The organism is Paenibacillus aestuarii (assembly GCF_027789125.1).
Taxonomy (GTDB): domain Bacteria; phylum Bacillota; class Bacilli; order Paenibacillales; family NBRC-103111; genus Paenibacillus_E; species Paenibacillus_E aestuarii.
Genome location: NZ_JAQFVF010000009.1, coordinates 38,893 through 54,686, shown reverse-complemented (window position 1 = coordinate 54,686; position 15,794 = coordinate 38,893). Strand labels below are relative to the sequence as shown.

At 49.5% G+C, this 15,794-nt stretch carries 15 protein-coding genes; 5 read left to right on the top strand and 10 right to left on the bottom strand.

Annotated features, from left to right (window positions below; translation table 11 throughout):
• Window positions 1-16 precede the first annotated feature (16 nt).
• The 3 genes from O9139_RS02225 to O9139_RS02215 are packed head-to-tail and all read left to right on the top strand — an operon-like array spanning window position 17 to window position 3,528.
• The gene (locus tag O9139_RS02225) at window positions 17-1,339 is read left to right on the top strand and encodes a spore germination protein (protein WP_270877821.1); all 1,323 of its coding nucleotides are present in this window, start codon (window positions 17-19) and stop codon (window positions 1,337-1,339) included.
• Complete coding sequence (locus O9139_RS02220; RefSeq protein WP_270877820.1) at window positions 1,340-2,452, top strand: hypothetical protein; 1,113 nt, start codon at window positions 1,340-1,342, stop codon at window positions 2,450-2,452. It begins immediately after the preceding gene.
• On the top strand, window positions 2,449-3,528 hold the full coding sequence (locus O9139_RS02215) for a Ger(x)C family spore germination protein (RefSeq protein ID WP_270877819.1): 1,080 nt from the start codon (window positions 2,449-2,451) through the stop codon (window positions 3,526-3,528). Before O9139_RS02220 ends, O9139_RS02215 begins: the two co-directional genes overlap by 4 nt.
• A 28-nt stretch (window positions 3,529-3,556) precedes the next feature.
• Here O9139_RS02215 and O9139_RS02210 read toward each other — a convergent pair whose 3' ends face one another.
• On the bottom strand, window positions 3,557-4,795 hold the full coding sequence (locus O9139_RS02210; protein ID WP_270877818.1) for a hypothetical protein: 1,239 nt from the start codon (window positions 4,793-4,795) through the stop codon (window positions 3,557-3,559).
• A gap of 184 nt (window positions 4,796-4,979) precedes the next feature.
• Between O9139_RS02210 and O9139_RS02205 the strand changes: the two genes are divergently transcribed.
• Complete coding sequence (locus O9139_RS02205; protein ID WP_270877817.1) at window positions 4,980-6,542, top strand: sensor domain-containing diguanylate cyclase; 1,563 nt, start codon at window positions 4,980-4,982, stop codon at window positions 6,540-6,542.
• A gap of 46 nt (window positions 6,543-6,588) precedes the next feature.
• Here O9139_RS02205 and O9139_RS02200 read toward each other — a convergent pair whose 3' ends face one another.
• The 3 genes from O9139_RS02200 to O9139_RS02190 all read right to left on the bottom strand — a co-directional run bounded on the left by O9139_RS02200 (window position 6,589) and on the right by O9139_RS02190 (window position 8,510).
• On the bottom strand, window positions 6,589-7,149 hold the full coding sequence (locus O9139_RS02200) for a DJ-1/PfpI family protein (protein WP_270877816.1): 561 nt from the start codon (window positions 7,147-7,149) through the stop codon (window positions 6,589-6,591).
• Window positions 7,150-7,269: 120 nt separating this feature from the next.
• Window positions 7,270-8,079: a methyl-accepting chemotaxis protein gene (locus O9139_RS02195; protein ID WP_270877815.1), complete on the bottom strand. Its 810-nt coding sequence runs from the start codon at window positions 8,077-8,079 to the stop codon at window positions 7,270-7,272.
• A gap of 17 nt (window positions 8,080-8,096) precedes the next feature.
• A complete protein-coding gene (locus O9139_RS02190; RefSeq protein ID WP_270877814.1) occupies window positions 8,097-8,510 on the bottom strand; it encodes a protoglobin domain-containing protein in 414 nt (137 codons plus the stop codon).
• A 200-nt stretch (window positions 8,511-8,710) separates the two neighbouring features.
• On the opposite strand from O9139_RS02190, the gene O9139_RS02185 reads away from it, so the two are divergent.
• On the top strand, window positions 8,711-8,902 hold the full coding sequence (locus tag O9139_RS02185; protein WP_270877813.1) for a hypothetical protein: 192 nt from the start codon (window positions 8,711-8,713) through the stop codon (window positions 8,900-8,902).
• A 39-nt stretch (window positions 8,903-8,941) separates the two neighbouring features.
• Here O9139_RS02185 and O9139_RS02180 read toward each other — a convergent pair whose 3' ends face one another.
• The 6 genes from O9139_RS02180 to O9139_RS02155 all read right to left on the bottom strand — a co-directional run bounded on the left by O9139_RS02180 (window position 8,942) and on the right by O9139_RS02155 (window position 15,602).
• Window positions 8,942-9,925 carry a phosphotransferase family protein gene (locus tag O9139_RS02180; RefSeq protein WP_270877812.1) on the bottom strand — a complete coding sequence of 328 codons (984 nt, stop codon included), beginning with the start codon at window positions 9,923-9,925 and terminating at the stop codon, window positions 8,942-8,944.
• Between the two features lie 86 nt (window positions 9,926-10,011).
• Complete coding sequence (locus O9139_RS02175; RefSeq protein WP_270877811.1) at window positions 10,012-10,815, bottom strand: ABC transporter ATP-binding protein; 804 nt, start codon at window positions 10,813-10,815, stop codon at window positions 10,012-10,014.
• Window positions 10,745-11,812, bottom strand: coding sequence for an ABC transporter ATP-binding protein (locus tag O9139_RS02170; protein ID WP_270877810.1), 1,068 nt, complete (start codon window positions 11,810-11,812; stop codon window positions 10,745-10,747). Before O9139_RS02170 ends, O9139_RS02175 begins: the two co-directional genes overlap by 71 nt.
• A 3-nt stretch (window positions 11,813-11,815) precedes the next feature.
• Entirely contained in the window at window positions 11,816-12,652 is an 837-nt protein-coding gene (locus O9139_RS02165) for an ABC transporter permease (protein ID WP_270877809.1), read from the bottom strand.
• Window positions 12,653-12,654: 2 nt separating this feature from the next.
• Complete coding sequence (locus O9139_RS02160) at window positions 12,655-13,665, bottom strand: ABC transporter permease (protein ID WP_333742439.1); 1,011 nt, start codon at window positions 13,663-13,665, stop codon at window positions 12,655-12,657.
• A 101-nt stretch (window positions 13,666-13,766) separates the two neighbouring features.
• Window positions 13,767-15,602 (bottom strand): ABC transporter substrate-binding protein, encoded by a 1,836-nt coding sequence (locus tag O9139_RS02155; protein ID WP_270877807.1) that lies wholly within the window; start codon window positions 15,600-15,602, stop codon window positions 13,767-13,769.
• Window positions 15,603-15,794: the final 192 nt, after the last annotated feature.

The window sequence follows — 15,794 nt, the reverse complement described above, 5'->3', positions numbered from 1 at the left end:
AATTGGAGGGAATTCCATGATCGCACGGATTCGCAAAGAATTAAATAATCCGTCCGATTTTTTCTATGATATTCTGAACAACGGTTATTACGAGATGGAGATATGTTATTTCCCCACCCTCTGTGATCAGAACCTGCTTCAGGACATCCTCCTGTCCCCTTATTCCTACAATTTCGATCGCGATCAATTTTTTCGCATGATTCATTCCAATCCCAATTTCGCCGAAGCGGACGCGCCTGAAATTTGGACGGAACTGCTGCTGAAAGGCAGCGTGCTGTTCCAAATCGAAGGCCGCGTATACCGCTTCGACGTGCAGCGCAAGATGCAGGATAAGCCGGACTCGACGCAGATCGAATCGGCGCTGCAAGGACCGCAGACGGCGCTTACGGAGGATCTGGACTTGAATATCAGCCTGATCCGCATGCGCTATAATGAGCCGACGCTGTGCGTCGAGCAGCATATCATTGGCGTCACATCGAAGACCCGCGTGACCGTGCTTTACGACAAGAACGAAGTCAACCAGCAGGTGCTTCTTCAACTCCAGCAGCAGATCGCCCAGCTCAACATCAAGATGCTGCGCGCTGCCGGTCAACTGATGAAACAGCTATCTGGAAAATATAAACTGTTCCCGGTCATTATTCAGACGGAACGCCCAGACCGGATTGCCGCCATGATCCAACGAGGCAAGGTAGCCATATTGCAAGACGGCAACCGCCTTGGGCTCATTTTGCCAGCCCGGTTATTTGATTTTTTGCATGCGATGGATGATGATTATGAATCTTTCTGGATGAGTAAACTGCTGCTCATCCTCCGCTATTTAGCGATGTTTCTGACCTTAACGCTTCCAGCGCTTTATATTTCAATCGTTTCCTATAATCCCGAATTGCTGCGTGTTCAACTCACCTTATCCATCGCCGGGAGCCGCGTGGTCGTCCCTTACCCCTCATTTATAGAAGTTATTATCATGTTGTTTATGATTGAAGCGCTCAATGAGGCGAGTATCCGGCTTCCCCGTTCCATCGGTTCAACGGCTACAACCGTAGGGGGGTTAATTCTGGGCCAATCGATTCAACAAGCGGGTCTCGTGAGCAGCATCATGATTATCGTCACTTCCGTTGTGGCGATATCCAATTTCGTCATACCGAACAATAGCTTTAGCTATTCCATCCGGTTCGTCAAATATTTGTTCGTGACCATCGCGATCTTTTACGGCTTGTTAGGCGTCGTTGTGTTATTTTTTGCCTTAATCGTGTATTGGTGTAATCTTCGCAGCTTTGGTGAACCGTATCTGAATCTTTACAACCCCAAAAACAAGAGCAGGCATGGAGGAGGCAAATGAGTGGGATCCCGGCATACGTATTACCATGTCTTATATGTGGGGATGATCAACATTATGATGTTCGTCCCCTACTTTCTCATCAAAGAGCGCTTCCACGGCGCCGTCATGGGCATGCTGATCGCGCTTGCGATCGGCTCGGTTCTGTCGCTGACCTCCATGGCTTGCTATGAACATTTTCCCGGACTCGGTTTCCCGGAACTGTGCGATATGTACTTCCCCCGCTGGCTCACAATTACCATCAACATGTATGGCGCATTGCTCACCTGGTTACCGGCCGGAGCCATCGTCATTTACTCGTATTCCGAAACCGTACGTATGTTCTTCTACCCGGAGATGAACCCCTTCATCAACTTGCTGCTTATGGCCGGTGCTGCAGTATGGGCAAGCAGCCGTTCGACCCGGACGGTGCAATACGTCCATGAAATTATGATTATTATTTTTTCGCCGCTGCTGATTATGTTTCTGATGAAAGCGATATTCAATCCAGGGATGGATTGGCATGCAATCCGCTACGTTTCCGGCTATATCTCGAGGCCGCCTTCCTTCATCACGATTGCCGCCGGAAGCTTTTTATTTTCCGGCTTTATGAGTCTGATCGTTTTCAACCGGTTTCATCAGCAAGGCTTTCGCTTTCGTTTTCGCTGGATCGTGCCTTTATTCGCAACTTTCTTCCTGGCCGTCACCTTTTTTGTGCCCATTGGCTTTCACGGTACAGAGGCTGTCGAAGACTACGTCTACTTATGGAGTATGACTGCTGATTCCATGGTCATGGAGTACGGTTTCATCAATCGGGTACTGTTCGTTTTTCTGTTAATTTTTACCGGTGTGTCCCTGTTGTTCATCATGAATACGTGGCATATCGCGATCCTGCTCATCCGCCATTCCATGAACCGCTTCTCTTCGGTCGAGGAAGCTCCGGCCAGTCCAATCAACCTGTGGTTCGCCCTGGCGGCAGCCGCTTTGTCTTTTCTATACATGCGGTTCATCAATGTGGAGCGAAACCAGATGGTTTCTGAAGTTTGGCTGATTACCCGATTTTTCAACGAAATCGTCTTTGTCCTGATCATGCTCTATTTCGTATGGAAAAAAAGAAAAGAGGGATCCACCCAATGAGAAAAGCGCTGCTTTGCTTTATTCTTCTTGTTTGGATCAGCGGCTGTGAATTTAAAGACATCGACAAGCGTTTTTTTGTGGTGGCGATGGGCGTTGATTGGACGGGTAAAAAAGATAAACCGTATCTGATCACCCTGCGGCTGGCCATTCCCGCCTCCAAAGTAGGCGAAGGGCTGGCAGAAAGCCAGGTCGAAAAGGTGGAATCCCCCAGCATCGCTGAGGGGATCCGCAATCTCAAAGCCCATGTCGACAAGGAGTTCGACTTTGGACATTGCCGGGTTTTCCTGTTCGGGGACAAGCTGGTCAAAGAATCGATGGCGGAACCGCTGAATTGGCTGAGCCGGCGCCGGGATGTGCAGCTCATTTCCTTCTTGGCCGTTGCCTCACCGAACGCCTTCGATGTGCTATCCGCCAATCCGACGACAGAGCGGCTGACCGGCAATGCCTTCTTCCTCACCTTCGGCCGGGAAGGAACCGAATCTCCTTACACGGTGACAGAGTATTTGTTCGACAGCTTCCGCAGGTTCAAGGAGAAAGGCTTAGATCCCTTTTTGCCCGTTGTCAGCTTTGACGGAGACTCTTATGTGGCGGAACGGCTTGTATTATTGAACAAAAAAAAAGAGACCCTGACGCTGGATCCCGAAGAAACAAAGATTTTCAATTTAAGTGCAAATAAATTCAACCGTTCCGGCATTGCCGCCGATTACAAAGGCAAACGGCTCGCTTTGTTCATTTCGCGCGTGTCTCGTGACGTCTCTATCGACAAAGGCGATGTGCCTGTCGTCCATCTGCGCCTTAAGGTTACGGGAATGGTGGAGGAAAGCACCGTCAGTTTAATGGACAGCAACGTGGCCAAAGCGCAATCGGTCTTGGAACAGAGCTTGAATAAATCGTTGGAAGACCTGTTGGTGAAAATCCGCGATGCCGGCGTGGACCCATACGGTTTCGGTCTTCGTTATTTGGCCCAATACTTCGGCAGTGAGCAGGACTACGAATATTGGCGGAACGTTTACCCGAACGTTCAATTTCAAGTCGATACGCGGGTCGTCATCGAAAGTACCGGCCTCGTTCGTTGAGCCGATCGCCACACGCTTAGGAGGCTGGCTATTCCAGCGCGTGAATCATTGCCACCAGCAGCTTCAGCAGGCGCGTATGATTCGCGTAAGCGGCTGTGAAATATTGCGACAGCTTGTCTGAATGCTTGCGCTGTGAAGCCTGCGCCGCGGAGCCGCCGTGATACTCGCCCGTCTCGTGGGCAGGAAGCAGCTGTTCGCTGAACTGCACCAGCCTGCTTATCGGCCTTCCCGGCGCCAGCAGGTCCAGCGCTTCCATCAGGTCCGCTGCCTCCAGTCGTCCGTGCGCTCCCTTCGCCGGAGGACTGGCAGCCAGCTCGTCCAGCAGCGGCGCAAGCTCGGCGTAAGCAGCCAGCGACTGCGCCAGGCGCGGGATAAAATCGCTGTCGTCACTGTCCAAGTAAATATCCAGCCGTTCATACAGTTCTTGCATGGTGTAATAGGTTTCCTGAACATCCAGCCCGATATTCGTATCCAGCTCGATGAGCGTATCGGCAAATGATTTAATTTGGACGCATACCTGAAGTGTGGTTCGTCTCTCCATAACAGCCTCCGCTTTGACCGGCAGCATAGGAGCTTCCCGCTCCTTCCCGTATTGCTGCCGGACGCTGTCAGATAACCGTCCTTTGTAGCTCTGACCGTCTTCCCCTACCATGTGGAAAGTCCTCTTGGCCGGATTCAACATAGTCAAAGTTCCTTTAACAGGAAAGTGTTCCTCAGTTACTGTCACTTCATTGATCATCGCACAGGCGCGCTGCAGCTCTTCGATACTCAATTCCGCGGCAGCCTGCTCACCACTTGGTGCGGTCCATTCCAGCCGCAGTGCTGCAGGTTTCGCCGCCAAGAGGTTTAGCATGTGCTCGTATGCCAGGACAGTTGCTGCCGGCAATTCGGCGCAGCGCTGCTGCAGCCGCTCTACACTTCGCGTATCGCTGACCAATTGGACCATCCTGCCTGCTGCACGTGTAACGGGCGTGATGCCGAACAAATCGGCTGTGCCGCAGGAGACCAGATGCAGCGAGGCCTCTCCCCGCACCGCCTCGTAGAATGCATGCTCATCTTGCAAGGCGGCCTTTTTTCTGTTTCCAGTGCTGCGGTCATCCAGCATGTAGATCATCTTCTGCAAGGCGGCGGCCAAATCGCCCGCCAATACGTCGATCCCCTCATTAGCGCTGTCCGCGACCATGAAGTATAGATGAAGAACATCTCTTCCGTGATGATCCGCTTCCGCCTCGTGGGCCTTCCAAGGCTGCCCTGACACTTTCCCCACCTCATCGCTCTCTCAAAATATAGCTATATTATAGTATAACTATCTATACAAACGAAAGAGTGCCTGCATGAACATCCGGCTTTTCATCTAGCGACGGCTTCAGATTCATGCTTGCTTATCCATGTGGTATAATTTAACATTGAAATCGCATCCATGCTCAAATTAGAATAATTAGATACGAACAATGTCTAACAACGAGGTCATCACCATGCTGCTGCATACCAGCTTCCCGTTCTCAACACTTTTTAGCTTCTTGGTATTTTTAGTGTTAATGGTGTATACACTGCGGTTTCGCAGCGCCCCCGGAGCCAATTATTTTATCATTTCCATGTTTTTAAGTGCGATCCTAGCCGTCGCGAGTATCGGTGAGCTGCTGGCACACGGGCTTGCTGCGAAATTACAGTGGCGGAATTTCGAGCAAATTCCGTTATTTATTGCTCCATTATGCTTATACGGCATGGTCATGGAATTGATCGGCATTGATGTTAAGAAGGTGCGCAAGCAATTAGTTTGGCTGGTGATACCGTGCGTCATTTACTTGCTTCTGATCTTTACGGATCCGTTCCATCATCTGATGCGCAGTCATATCGAAATCGAGCCGTTCGGAGATGCTTCCCGCATACAGATTCAATCCACGATGCTGAGTATGCTGTTTATCTGCTATACGCGAATCATAGGAGCTATCGCCATGATCAGACTGCTTTACAGTTTAAAAAGTGTATCGCGTTTTAACCGTATTCAATATTGGCTCATTCTCGCTAGTGCCCTCGTCCCATTGCTCTTAAATTCTTTGTCAGGTTTCTTACATTTTGAAGCCAGTGTATCCGTGTCTTCTGTGCCTGGAGGGCTGCTGCTCTGTTTGGCCATCTTTCATTACAAATTGCTGCGCGTGCGACCGATTGCCAAGGATATCATCATTGAGCATATGCATGAAGGTGTGCTCGTGATGGATACGAACGGTATCATCCTAGACGTGAACCCTTCGGCGAAGCGTGTGATTGAGCGGATCGGCTTGAATCCTAATGGCCGTAAACTGCTCGGCACGAACCTTCGCTCCATCCTTGAAGAGCAGCAGGACATGCTTGAGCAATATGATCAAACAGATAAAACGCAACCATCCGAGTACCGCCTAGATATCCCCCCCTATCATTATGCCTTCAACCTGATTCCTATCCGTTCAAGAAATCAGCATATCGGTACGTTATTTATTTGCACGGATATCAGCGAGCGCGTCGCTTATGAAGAGGAACTCGTCAAGCGGGCAACGATCGACGGTTTGACGCAGGTCTATAACCGGCAGGTCGTGCTTGAGCAGACTGCGCTATGGATGAGCCAGCGTACCCCGCTCTCCTTCATGTTAATCGATATTGATTACTTCAAATCCATCAATGATCAATACGGCCATCGGGCAGGAGATGAGGCGCTATCCCAAGTGGCCGCTATCATACGAAACGCGGTGGGGGCTAAAGGCATGGTCGGAAGGATGGGGGGTGAGGAGTTCGCCGCAGCTTTGCCCGAGGTCGATTTGCCCGAGGCGCTTGCTTTAGCGGAATCCATAAGGGAAAACGTGGAAATGGCAATTGTGTCGGGTCATGATAAGGGAACTTCTATCCGCTGCACGGTCAGCATTGGGATTACCGCGACGAGAAACGGTCAATCATCATTCACCGATATTTACCAAGAAGCGGACGATTTGCTGTACCGCTCCAAAAATAAAGGCCGTAACCAAGTTACGGCCTTCCGATGACGAGCAGGCTGATGATGCCTGCTCATTTGTTGTTGTACGGCAGCTATTAGCGGCTGTTCACCTGCTTCAGGAATTCGCGCATAAACCCGGGCAGATCCGGCCAAGCATGCCCGGATACGATATTGCCGTCGACGCAAAGCGTCTCCTTCGCATATGTCGCGCCGAGCGCTTCGACATCCGGCTTGCAAGCCGAGTATGCCGTCATGGAGCGGCCTTCGAAGTAGGAACGGTCGCCGACGACGTTCAGGATCAGTGCTGCGTGGCATATCGCGCCGACCGGCTTGTTGGCTTCAAAGAAGTGGCTGACGATGCGCGGCACGTTGTCGTCCAGCCGAATATATTCAGGAGCCCGGCCGCCTGGAAGGATCAGCCCGTCGTACTCGGCAGGGTCCACTTCGGAAAAAGCGATGTGTGAGCTCAACTGGTAGCCGGGTTTTTCCGTGTACGTGTCCCAGCCCTCAAAATCATGGACGACCGTTCGCAATGTTTTCACGCTTGGGGCAGCAATTACAGCTTCGTACCCTTCCTCCAATATGCGAAAATAAGGATAATAAACTTCCAGCGATTCTGCAGCGTCTCCGGTGAGGATGAGAATTTTTTTGGACAATTCGATCACGCTCCATGAACAAATTAGGACCCAATTCTATTTTCTCGGAAGAGGAGAAATCTGTAAAGAGATGTAAATTGCTGATATTTGTTGAACGAGCATGATTAAGCTTCATTCAGCCTATAAATTTTGTGTTGCTTTGTTCAGTTCCTCAGCGGAGCCCGCTACTTTCATCGAAGCCGATCCAACCTCATGAATGGCGCTTAGCAACGATTCTATCTCTTCTTTCACCTTATCAAAAACCGTTATCCCTGACTGCAGCGAATCCGTAATATTCCCAAATACTTCTTTGGTAGTGCCTGCTTCTGTCTGTACCGAATACGTGAGTGATTGGACCTCGCCAATCGCTTGTACAACTTGTTGCGTGAACGTTTCGGATTGCTGGATCAGATGACCAATTTCATGTAATGCCTTATTCGTATCTTCCGACAGCTTCTTCACTTCGTTCGCTACGACGCCAAAGCCAGCACCGTGTTCCCCGGCTCGAGCCGCTTCAATGGCCGCATTGAGCGATAGCAGGTTGGTCTGTCTAGCGATCTCTTCAACCATCTTGACGATGTTCCTGATTTGTTCAGATGATTGCTTCAGTTCCGCAACCATTGTCTCCATCTGCGATGAGCTCTTGTAGATGGCTTGAATGCCGCTCTCCAGCTCATTTATTTTCTTCTGTCCGGTGTCGGCTAACGTTTGAGAGCCTTTGGAGACACTGACACTTTGCAAGAAAGAGTCATATACGTGATTGCTGGATGCACTCAACTGCTTGGTTGACAAGCTGGTCAGTTCCGTTAGAGAGACAAGATCCTGACTAATTAGCCCAATGCTGCTTTTCAATTGTTGCTTGATTTGATTATATTGTTCTTCTCTATGTTGAAGATTCTTTTGTTCATAAGCCTCTAGTACAAGCTGCTGCTCAAAATTCAGCAATTTCATGATAGCGTTTCCGATCTTCATACTTTCATTGCTGTCGGTTGTAAACCGATTCGCTGATGGACTTCTGCAATTCGCATTCTTTTGCGGATAAACTCCATATCGATGGTTCCGTCGAACAATTCGATCATATGCTGCCGCAGCGTGCCTTTTAAACGTTCGAATGTACTGTGATCCGTAATAATTCTTCTCAATTCATCGATTTCAATAATCGTTCCATAGAATGCATCGACAGCCATATCAATATTTGTAACAATTAGAGGCTGAACCGCTTTTACTATTTTCAAATCCTCTGTCGTTAAATTAATGAGTTTTAATTGAACACTTAGTTGGGAATGAGCTGCGGCATCAATGCTTACGGCCTGATCGTAATTCAACTCGCTAAGCGCTGTGTTATTCGTACGACTAAATAGTGAGGATAGCAATCTATTCAAAAATAACCCACCTTTTCAACTATGTCATATATTCCATTCATTTATACTTAGATCTATACTATAGAGCAGAAATATTACATAAGTTTCTTGAAAGTATTTCACAAATATTTTTATTAAAATTGGAGCAATTACTGTAAACAATAGAAATCGTATTCGTCTGCCCTAAGGAGTGCTACACTATTCCCATGGGAGTTGATAAAATGAATGAAGACCTGCTGAACGCAATAAGTGCTTTGCTGGATCAGAAGCTTGGTGAGAAGCTTGAGCCAATGAACGAGAGTATTCACCGGCTTGAGGGGAAAGTGGATCAGCTTGAGGAGAAACTTGAACATTTCAAGGGAAGATTTGAGCGGCTCGAAGTCAAGGTGGATCTTTATACTCATTGGGTATAAGGAGCATTCTTTATTTTTCCCGCTCCCGCAGTGTAAAACTTATCTCGTCACGATGCACGCGATCAATTGTCTCAGGTCCTGCACGCGATTCGGCGTGTCCGCGGTCGAGCTGCTCAGCATGTCAACTAGGGCAACAAGATCTTCGAGCTTGGATATAAGCCTCCAGTTAGTCTGGAGCGGAACCCCTTGCTCCTTATACGCCTGAATAAAATGGTGCTCAAATATGGACCCTTCAGCTTCGTATCGCAGCAGATTGCCGATATCCGCATAGCGGTTCCACGAAAAAGCATCCTCCCAGTCCAGCACAGCGGACACTTCGTATCCGTATGGGCCGAGCTTCATCAATATATTTAAGCCGTTATAATCCGAATGAACGAGATTAGGCGATTCTGCTGCTTCCGACAATACGTGGCTGTAGGTCTGGCTGAATGTCCATAACGCTTGCGCAAGCTCCTCTCCCAGCCACTGGCCGCATCCCCTCACGAAGAGGCAGTGTTCGATAAAAGCAAGAAATCGTTCCCCGTCCATTCGCAGCGGATGCGCGATTCTCAGATCCCCGCCGAAAAAGCCGGAATCGGGCGTCGCATAGCTGTGAATGCTAGCTAAGGTGCTGGCGACCGAAGCTGCGGCGGAGGCGATATCTTGCGGCGATCCGCTTTTGCGTACATCGCGCAGCAGGAAGCCCTCCTTCCACGCCAGTATCGCCCATGGCTTGTCCGCCGCGCTGCAGCTTGTGTCCATGTACAAGAAGTCCGCGACCGGCACGCTGTCCCGCACAAGCTGCGCAATAGCCAGCTCCTTGCAGGCAATGTCCCCATCTCCGCGATACAGGCGTAATACGCAGGGCTGCTCAGTCCCCGCGAGGCGGAGCTTGAAGTTCGTATTGCTGAGCCCGACGCCGATCCGCTCCACGCCGGTCACCCGCTGACCGGCCAAAGCGGGCCGCACGAGCTCATTCACAGCTTGAAGGTCCAGTTCTACGGGCTGGGCCTCATGCGTTCGCTCCCAGTCTTCTTTAGGCATCTCGGTCCTCCTTATCCTTGACAAAGCATAATGAGATAAAGATCTTGTCAGGGAAGCGAGCAAGATCTTTATCTCATCTTAAAGCGTTACGCCAAATTCCAGGCTGTATGAATCTTTGGCACGTCGGCGATTAATTGTTTCGTGTAACGATGCTGCGGATTCAGAATAATATCTTCCGCCAGCCCTCTTTCCACAATTTTACCTTTTTCCATAATATAGATCGAATCGCTGACATAGTAGGCCAAACCTACATCGTGCGTAATGAAAATAATAGTCATATTATTCTCATCCCGAAGCTTCAGGAGCATATCCAGGATAGTTGAACGCGAGCAAGCGTCCACCATGGAGGTCGGCTCATCGGCGATGAGCACTTTCGGGTGCAGCATGAAAATACGGGCAATCATCAACCGCTGCATCTGCCCGCCGGACAGCTCAAACGGATATTTGTTATACAGTTCCTCGAATTTGAGGTTAACGAAGGAGCACGCCTCTTTCATCTTGGCGAATTGCTCTTCCTTCGACAGCCGCAGCCCCTGCAGCTTAATGCAGTCGACGAGCAGCTTCTCCACCTTGTGGAACATATTGAACGAGGAAAAAGGGTCCTGGAAAATCGCCTGAATATCTTTCCAATATTGTTTGCGGCTCTTATGGGAGTTCAATTCCCGCGGCTGGCCTTTATATTCAATCGTGCCGTCCGTTTCCTTCAATAAGCCCATCATGATCTTCGCCAGCGTCGTTTTACCGCTGCCGCTCTCCCCGACGATCGAGATAATCTCGCCTTCATGGAAGTCGAAATTCACATCTTGCACCGCCGTTGTTTTATGCTTTCCGTATCCGAATACTTTCGTGATCTGTTTCCCGGTAATCAGTATGTTGTTGTTCCTCTTCATGTCTATACCACTCCTTTAACGTCCGGATATCAAAATGACATCTGTAGATACGTCCATCTACAGTTCTGCTCTCGATTTTGCCGGTTCGGCATGAATCCTTGGCAAAGGAACAACGGTCAGCAAATCTGCAGCCGACAATCGCTTTCTTCAAGTTCGGCGGAGCCCCTGGAATGGCCGCAAGCTTATGCCCTTTCATGCCCTCTTCCGGAACGATAATGGAACCCATCAGCTTCTTGGTGTACGGATGAAGCGGATCAAAGATCATCTGGTGCGCCGTACCGCGCTCCACAATTTCCCCGGCATACATTACCACAATATCGTCGGTCACATGGTAGAGCAAAGGAAGCTCATGTGTGATAAACACCAGCGACTTGATGAACTTTTTGTCCAGCAAATCTTTCAGCAGCTTCACAACCGCCTTCTGCGAAGTCACGTCAAGCGCGGAAGTCGGCTCATCGGCAATCAGCACTTTCGGGTTCAAAATGGTGGAAATCGCAATGACCGTCCGCTGCTTCATCCCGCCGGACAGCTCATTCGGGTACGAATTCAGCACGTTCGGCGATAGATTCAGCGTTTGGAACCGCTCCGCCGCCAGCTCCCACACTTGCTGCTTGCTTAGCTCCGGCCGATGCTCTTTCATAATATCTTCAATGAATCGGATGATTTTCATCGTCGGATTCAACGCATTCATCGCCGCTTGAGGAATGTAGGCGATTTCCCGCCCGGAAACCTGTTTCCTCAGTTGTTCTTTACTCAGCTTCATGATGTCTGTTCCATCGACAACGATCGAACCATCCCCATAATGGAGCGGCGCGAAATAAAAACCCATTAAGCTGAGCGCTAAAGTCGACTTTCCGCAGCCGGACTCGCCGGCGATCCCCAACGTCTTGCCCTCTTCCAAGACAAAATCAACACCGTCAACAGCAAACACTTTCTCTTTCAACCGGGTTTTATAGAAGGTTTTTAAACCTTTCACTTCCAGTATGTTTTTGCTCATTGGCTAGCTCCTTATTTTTGGATTGAAAATCTCATCCATGCCCGTATTCATCATATACAGCGAGAACGTGATGACGGCGATGGAGAAAGCTGCCGGAATGAACGCCCACCAGGCGCCAGCGACAGGGGCCTCAAAGACCAAAGCCCAGTTCAACAGGATGCCAAGGGATATCGTATTATACGGTCCCAGACCTAACATCGAGATGGAAGCCTCCGATAAAATCCCCGATGCCGTTTGCAGGACGAACGCCATGACCACATAAGAAGCAATGTAAGGAAGAATTTCAAAAAAGATAATTCTCGGGGTGCTGTGTCCGGATATTTTGGCAATATTGACATGGTCGCGGTTTCTTAAAGATGTCGTCTGCGCGCGCACCGCTCTGGCTGTCCATGGCCAGCTCGTTAAGCCGATGATGAGCGCTGTCACCAACGAACTGCGTGAGTTAATACTGACGGATACAAGAATCAAAATGATAAAGGATGGAATGACGATAAAAATGTTCGTCACACTCGTCAGCACGTTATCCCATAGACCCCCGATGTAACCGGAAGCCAGTCCGATAATGAGGCCGATCACGGTTGCGCAGATGCCGGCGATCAGCCCTACCTTAATGGAGGTTTTAATCCCGTACATCAGCTCCAGAAAAATATCGCGCCCAAAGTTATCCGATCCCAGGATATAGCCATTGCCCGGTGGCTGAAAAGCAAGCGCCACCATCTCCAGCGGATCGTGCCGGTTCACCAGCGGGTAGATCGTGACGAGAGCGAGCATGACGATGATCGCCGCTGCTCCGATGACGAATTTTGGAGATTTCATTAAGATACGAGCTGTATGTGTCATAATTAATGTTCCTCCATTTGAGCGGCCTTAATGCGCGGATCGACAACCCCGTAAATGATCTCAATGATGAAGTTCGCCACCAGCACGGTTAGCGCAATGAGCAGCGTACAGCCTGAGATGAGCGGATAATCGAGCTGTCTGATGGCTGTGAACAGCCAAGTGCCGATGCCCGGATAGCTGAATACGATCTCACAGATCAACGATCCGCCGACCATCGTACCGATGGATAAGGCAAGGCCGGTGATTTGCGGCAGCATGGCGTTCTTGAAGACGTACTTGGCAATTTTCGAATCGCGGATGCCGAGCAGCTTGCTGTACAGCACGTAATCCGAGTTCAATTCATAAATGGACATTTCGCGCATCCCAATCGCCTGCCCGCCGATCGTAACCAAGACGATGGACAGAAACGGCAATGTATGGTGTCGGATGACCGAAATGATAAAGTCAAAGCTCAGATTCGGTATCATCTGATAATCGTAGCCCCCGGAAGGCGGGAACCAATGCAAGTGCAGCGCAAAAATAAACAGCATGATGATCGCTAAAGTGAAGAATGGAATCGAGTTGACAAACAAGGCGACGGGAAAAATGACTTTGTCCAGCACGCCTTTTTTATAGGCCGCTACCGCGCCAAGCACGTTGCCCAAGATCCAGCCGACCAAAATGGCGGGCAGTTGCAGCGCAACCGTCCAAGGAATGGCGGAAGCCAGAATGTCTGTCACCTTTTTCGGATACAAGCCGAATGACGTACCCAGGTTGCCTGTCAGCAAGTTCTTGACATAGATCACAAACTGCGTGCCTAGTGGCTTATCGACGCCAAACTCTTTCATGAACGTTTCATACACCTTTTTGATCGAATCGCTGTCTGTCATCCCCTGTGTAACTTGCGTAGCGATGGTTGTCACCGGATTACCTTGAATAAGTCGAGGCAAAAGGAAATTCAACCCCACAGCAATGATCAGTGTAAGAAAATACCAAAAGAACTTTTTGAAAAAATACTTTGAATAGGCATTCAATTCATACGCACCCCAATCTTGCTGGTTTAGAATCCTCGTTCTTTAAAGAGGCCTATAATCGGGTTGAATGTACAAATCCCCAATATAGGCCTCATTTTCAATTAGTTATGAATCTGGTAGAGCGCTTTCACACCGGCTCCGTCAATCGCAATTTGTGGCGGAGTATTGCTTCCGTCACCTTGAACCGGGAACCCTTTCCACACGGTTTCGTTCACGGTATAGAACTTCCATGGACGGTACATCAATGGAATGGATGGAATATCGGTCAGCCACATTTTGGTCAGATCCGTGTACAGTTGTTTCAGCTGCGCTTCATCCGAAATCGTCGGGATCTTGTCGATGATCGCATCGGCTTTCTCATTCTTATATCGGCCCCAGTTCCAGAAGGCCATCTCGCCAATACCCGGCACACCGTTCGAATACATAATCGTTCTAGCACGGTTCCAAGGCTGGCTCGGGCTGACACCGCCGGCAGGCGTGTTCATAATAATATCGAATTTGCCCGTTTGCAGGTCGTTCGTCCAGACCGGTGCTTCTGGGAATTTCGTTCTGATTTCAATCCCGATCGCTTTCGCGCTCTGCGCGACGATCTCCAGGGAGGCGTTCCAGTCGGACCAGCCGTAAGGACACTCAACCTCAAAAGGTCCAAGTCTAGTTCCGTTCAGCACACGAATGCCGTCAGCGCCTTTCTTCGCGCCGATTTTATCGAGCAGGTCGTTAGCGGCTTTGACGTCTGTTGTCCACTGCAGCGGCTTGATCGCCGCTTGATCGACGTACTTGGATTCCGAATCGGAATTAAGCGTCAGGGACGGCTGCATCGCTGCCGAGTAACCGCTCATCGCTAAGTCGGAAACTTTCTTATAGTCGATACTCATGGCGATCGCTCTGCGGACATCGGCGTTGTCCAGACCTTTTTTGCTCATGTTGAAGAAGATTGAAGGCATGGAGCCTGGGAGGTAGTAAGGCGCGTCCTTCAAGAAAGTCTTAATCGGCGCTCCGCCCTTCCACATGTTCCATACTTGCGGCGTAAACTGCTGCGACATGTCGACTTGGCCGTTTTTGAAGGCAAGGTCACCTGCAGCGTTATCTTTGTAGATAATATGAGCGATATACTTAGGAGCAGGCAGCTTGCCGAACAAGGCTTTGCCCCAGTAGTTATCGTCGCGTTGCACAACAATTTTCTGATCGTTATAGAAATACATTTTGTAAGGGCCTGTACCGACAGGGTCCGGGTTGATCTCCTTACGCAATGTAGCCAAGTCATTGTTAGATTTCTTCTCAAGCTCCTCCCAGATATGTTTAGGGAGCATCGGAATGATCTCGATACTTTCGAGAACCGTGAGCTTGTTCGGGTTTTTCGGATTTAGTTTAATGTTGACAGCGTTCGTGCCATCGGCAACGACATCTTGGATGTATGTCCAGTAACTTTTCCAGTTAATGTCATACTTTTGGCCCAACTTGTACGTGTAGACGACATCATCTGCCGTAAACGGTTTGCCGTCGCTCCATTTGGCATCTTTGTTCAGTTCAATGCGCAGTGTCATGTCGTCGGTCCAAGAGTACTTGGTGCCGAGCAGCGGTTCCATTTTGCCATCGAGTTGGTTGATCATAAACAGTGTTTCGTAAATCAGCTCGCGTGAGTCTCCATAGTTGATCGGGAACCCTGGGTTACCGCTGATCAAGTTGAAGTTCGTCGGAGCGCCCCACTGCAAACCATTGATATACATCGTTTCGTTCCGCGGTGTTTCTTTGGCGTCTGTTGTTTTAGCTTCTTGTGTGGCTGCCGGCGTTGCCGAGGCTGTGGCCGGTTGTGCTGAATCTTTCGGCGGCTGACTAGACTGTGTGACAGAAGGCGGTGGTGTGGACTCGCACCCTGCAAAAAACACAGCAGCAGCGGCGAGCGTTAAGATCGGATGAACGACTTTCTGGAATTTCATCGATACCCCTCCATTCATATGTATCCAAGGGAAGCTTAAGCGCTTCCATATGTATATGAGAGCACGGCATCTTGTACCGTACCTCTTATAACCGCTTTCCAGTCCTCCACGTCAGCTGTCATATATTAACAAACAATCACTCTATCCATCATAGAGCAAAATGGAAATGAAAGCGTTCCCATTTTTTCGGAA

Bases quoted from the DNA above. Each gene is read 5' to 3' on its own strand.
- O9139_RS02225 (WP_270877821.1), top strand. From the start codon at position 17: ATGATCGCACGGATTCGCAAAGAATTAAATAATCCGTCCGATTTTTTC.
- O9139_RS02215 (WP_270877819.1), top strand. From the start codon at position 2,449: ATGAGAAAAGCGCTGCTTTGCTTTATTCTTCTTGTTTGGATCAGCGGC.
- O9139_RS02205 (WP_270877817.1), top strand. From the start codon at position 4,980: ATGTCTAACAACGAGGTCATCACCATGCTGCTGCATACCAGCTTCCCG.
- O9139_RS02195 (WP_270877815.1), bottom strand. From the start codon at position 8,079: ATGAAATTGCTGAATTTTGAGCAGCAGCTTGTACTAGAGGCTTATGAA.
- O9139_RS02185 (WP_270877813.1), top strand. From the start codon at position 8,711: ATGAATGAAGACCTGCTGAACGCAATAAGTGCTTTGCTGGATCAGAAG.
- O9139_RS02180 (WP_270877812.1), bottom strand. From the start codon at position 9,925: ATGCCTAAAGAAGACTGGGAGCGAACGCATGAGGCCCAGCCCGTAGAA.
- O9139_RS02175 (WP_270877811.1), bottom strand. From the start codon at position 10,815: ATGAAGAGGAACAACAACATACTGATTACCGGGAAACAGATCACGAAA.
- O9139_RS02170 (WP_270877810.1), bottom strand. From the start codon at position 11,812: ATGAGCAAAAACATACTGGAAGTGAAAGGTTTAAAAACCTTCTATAAA.
- O9139_RS02165 (WP_270877809.1), bottom strand. From the start codon at position 12,652: ATGACACATACAGCTCGTATCTTAATGAAATCTCCAAAATTCGTCATC.
- O9139_RS02155 (WP_270877807.1), bottom strand. From the start codon at position 15,602: ATGAAATTCCAGAAAGTCGTTCATCCGATCTTAACGCTCGCCGCTGCT.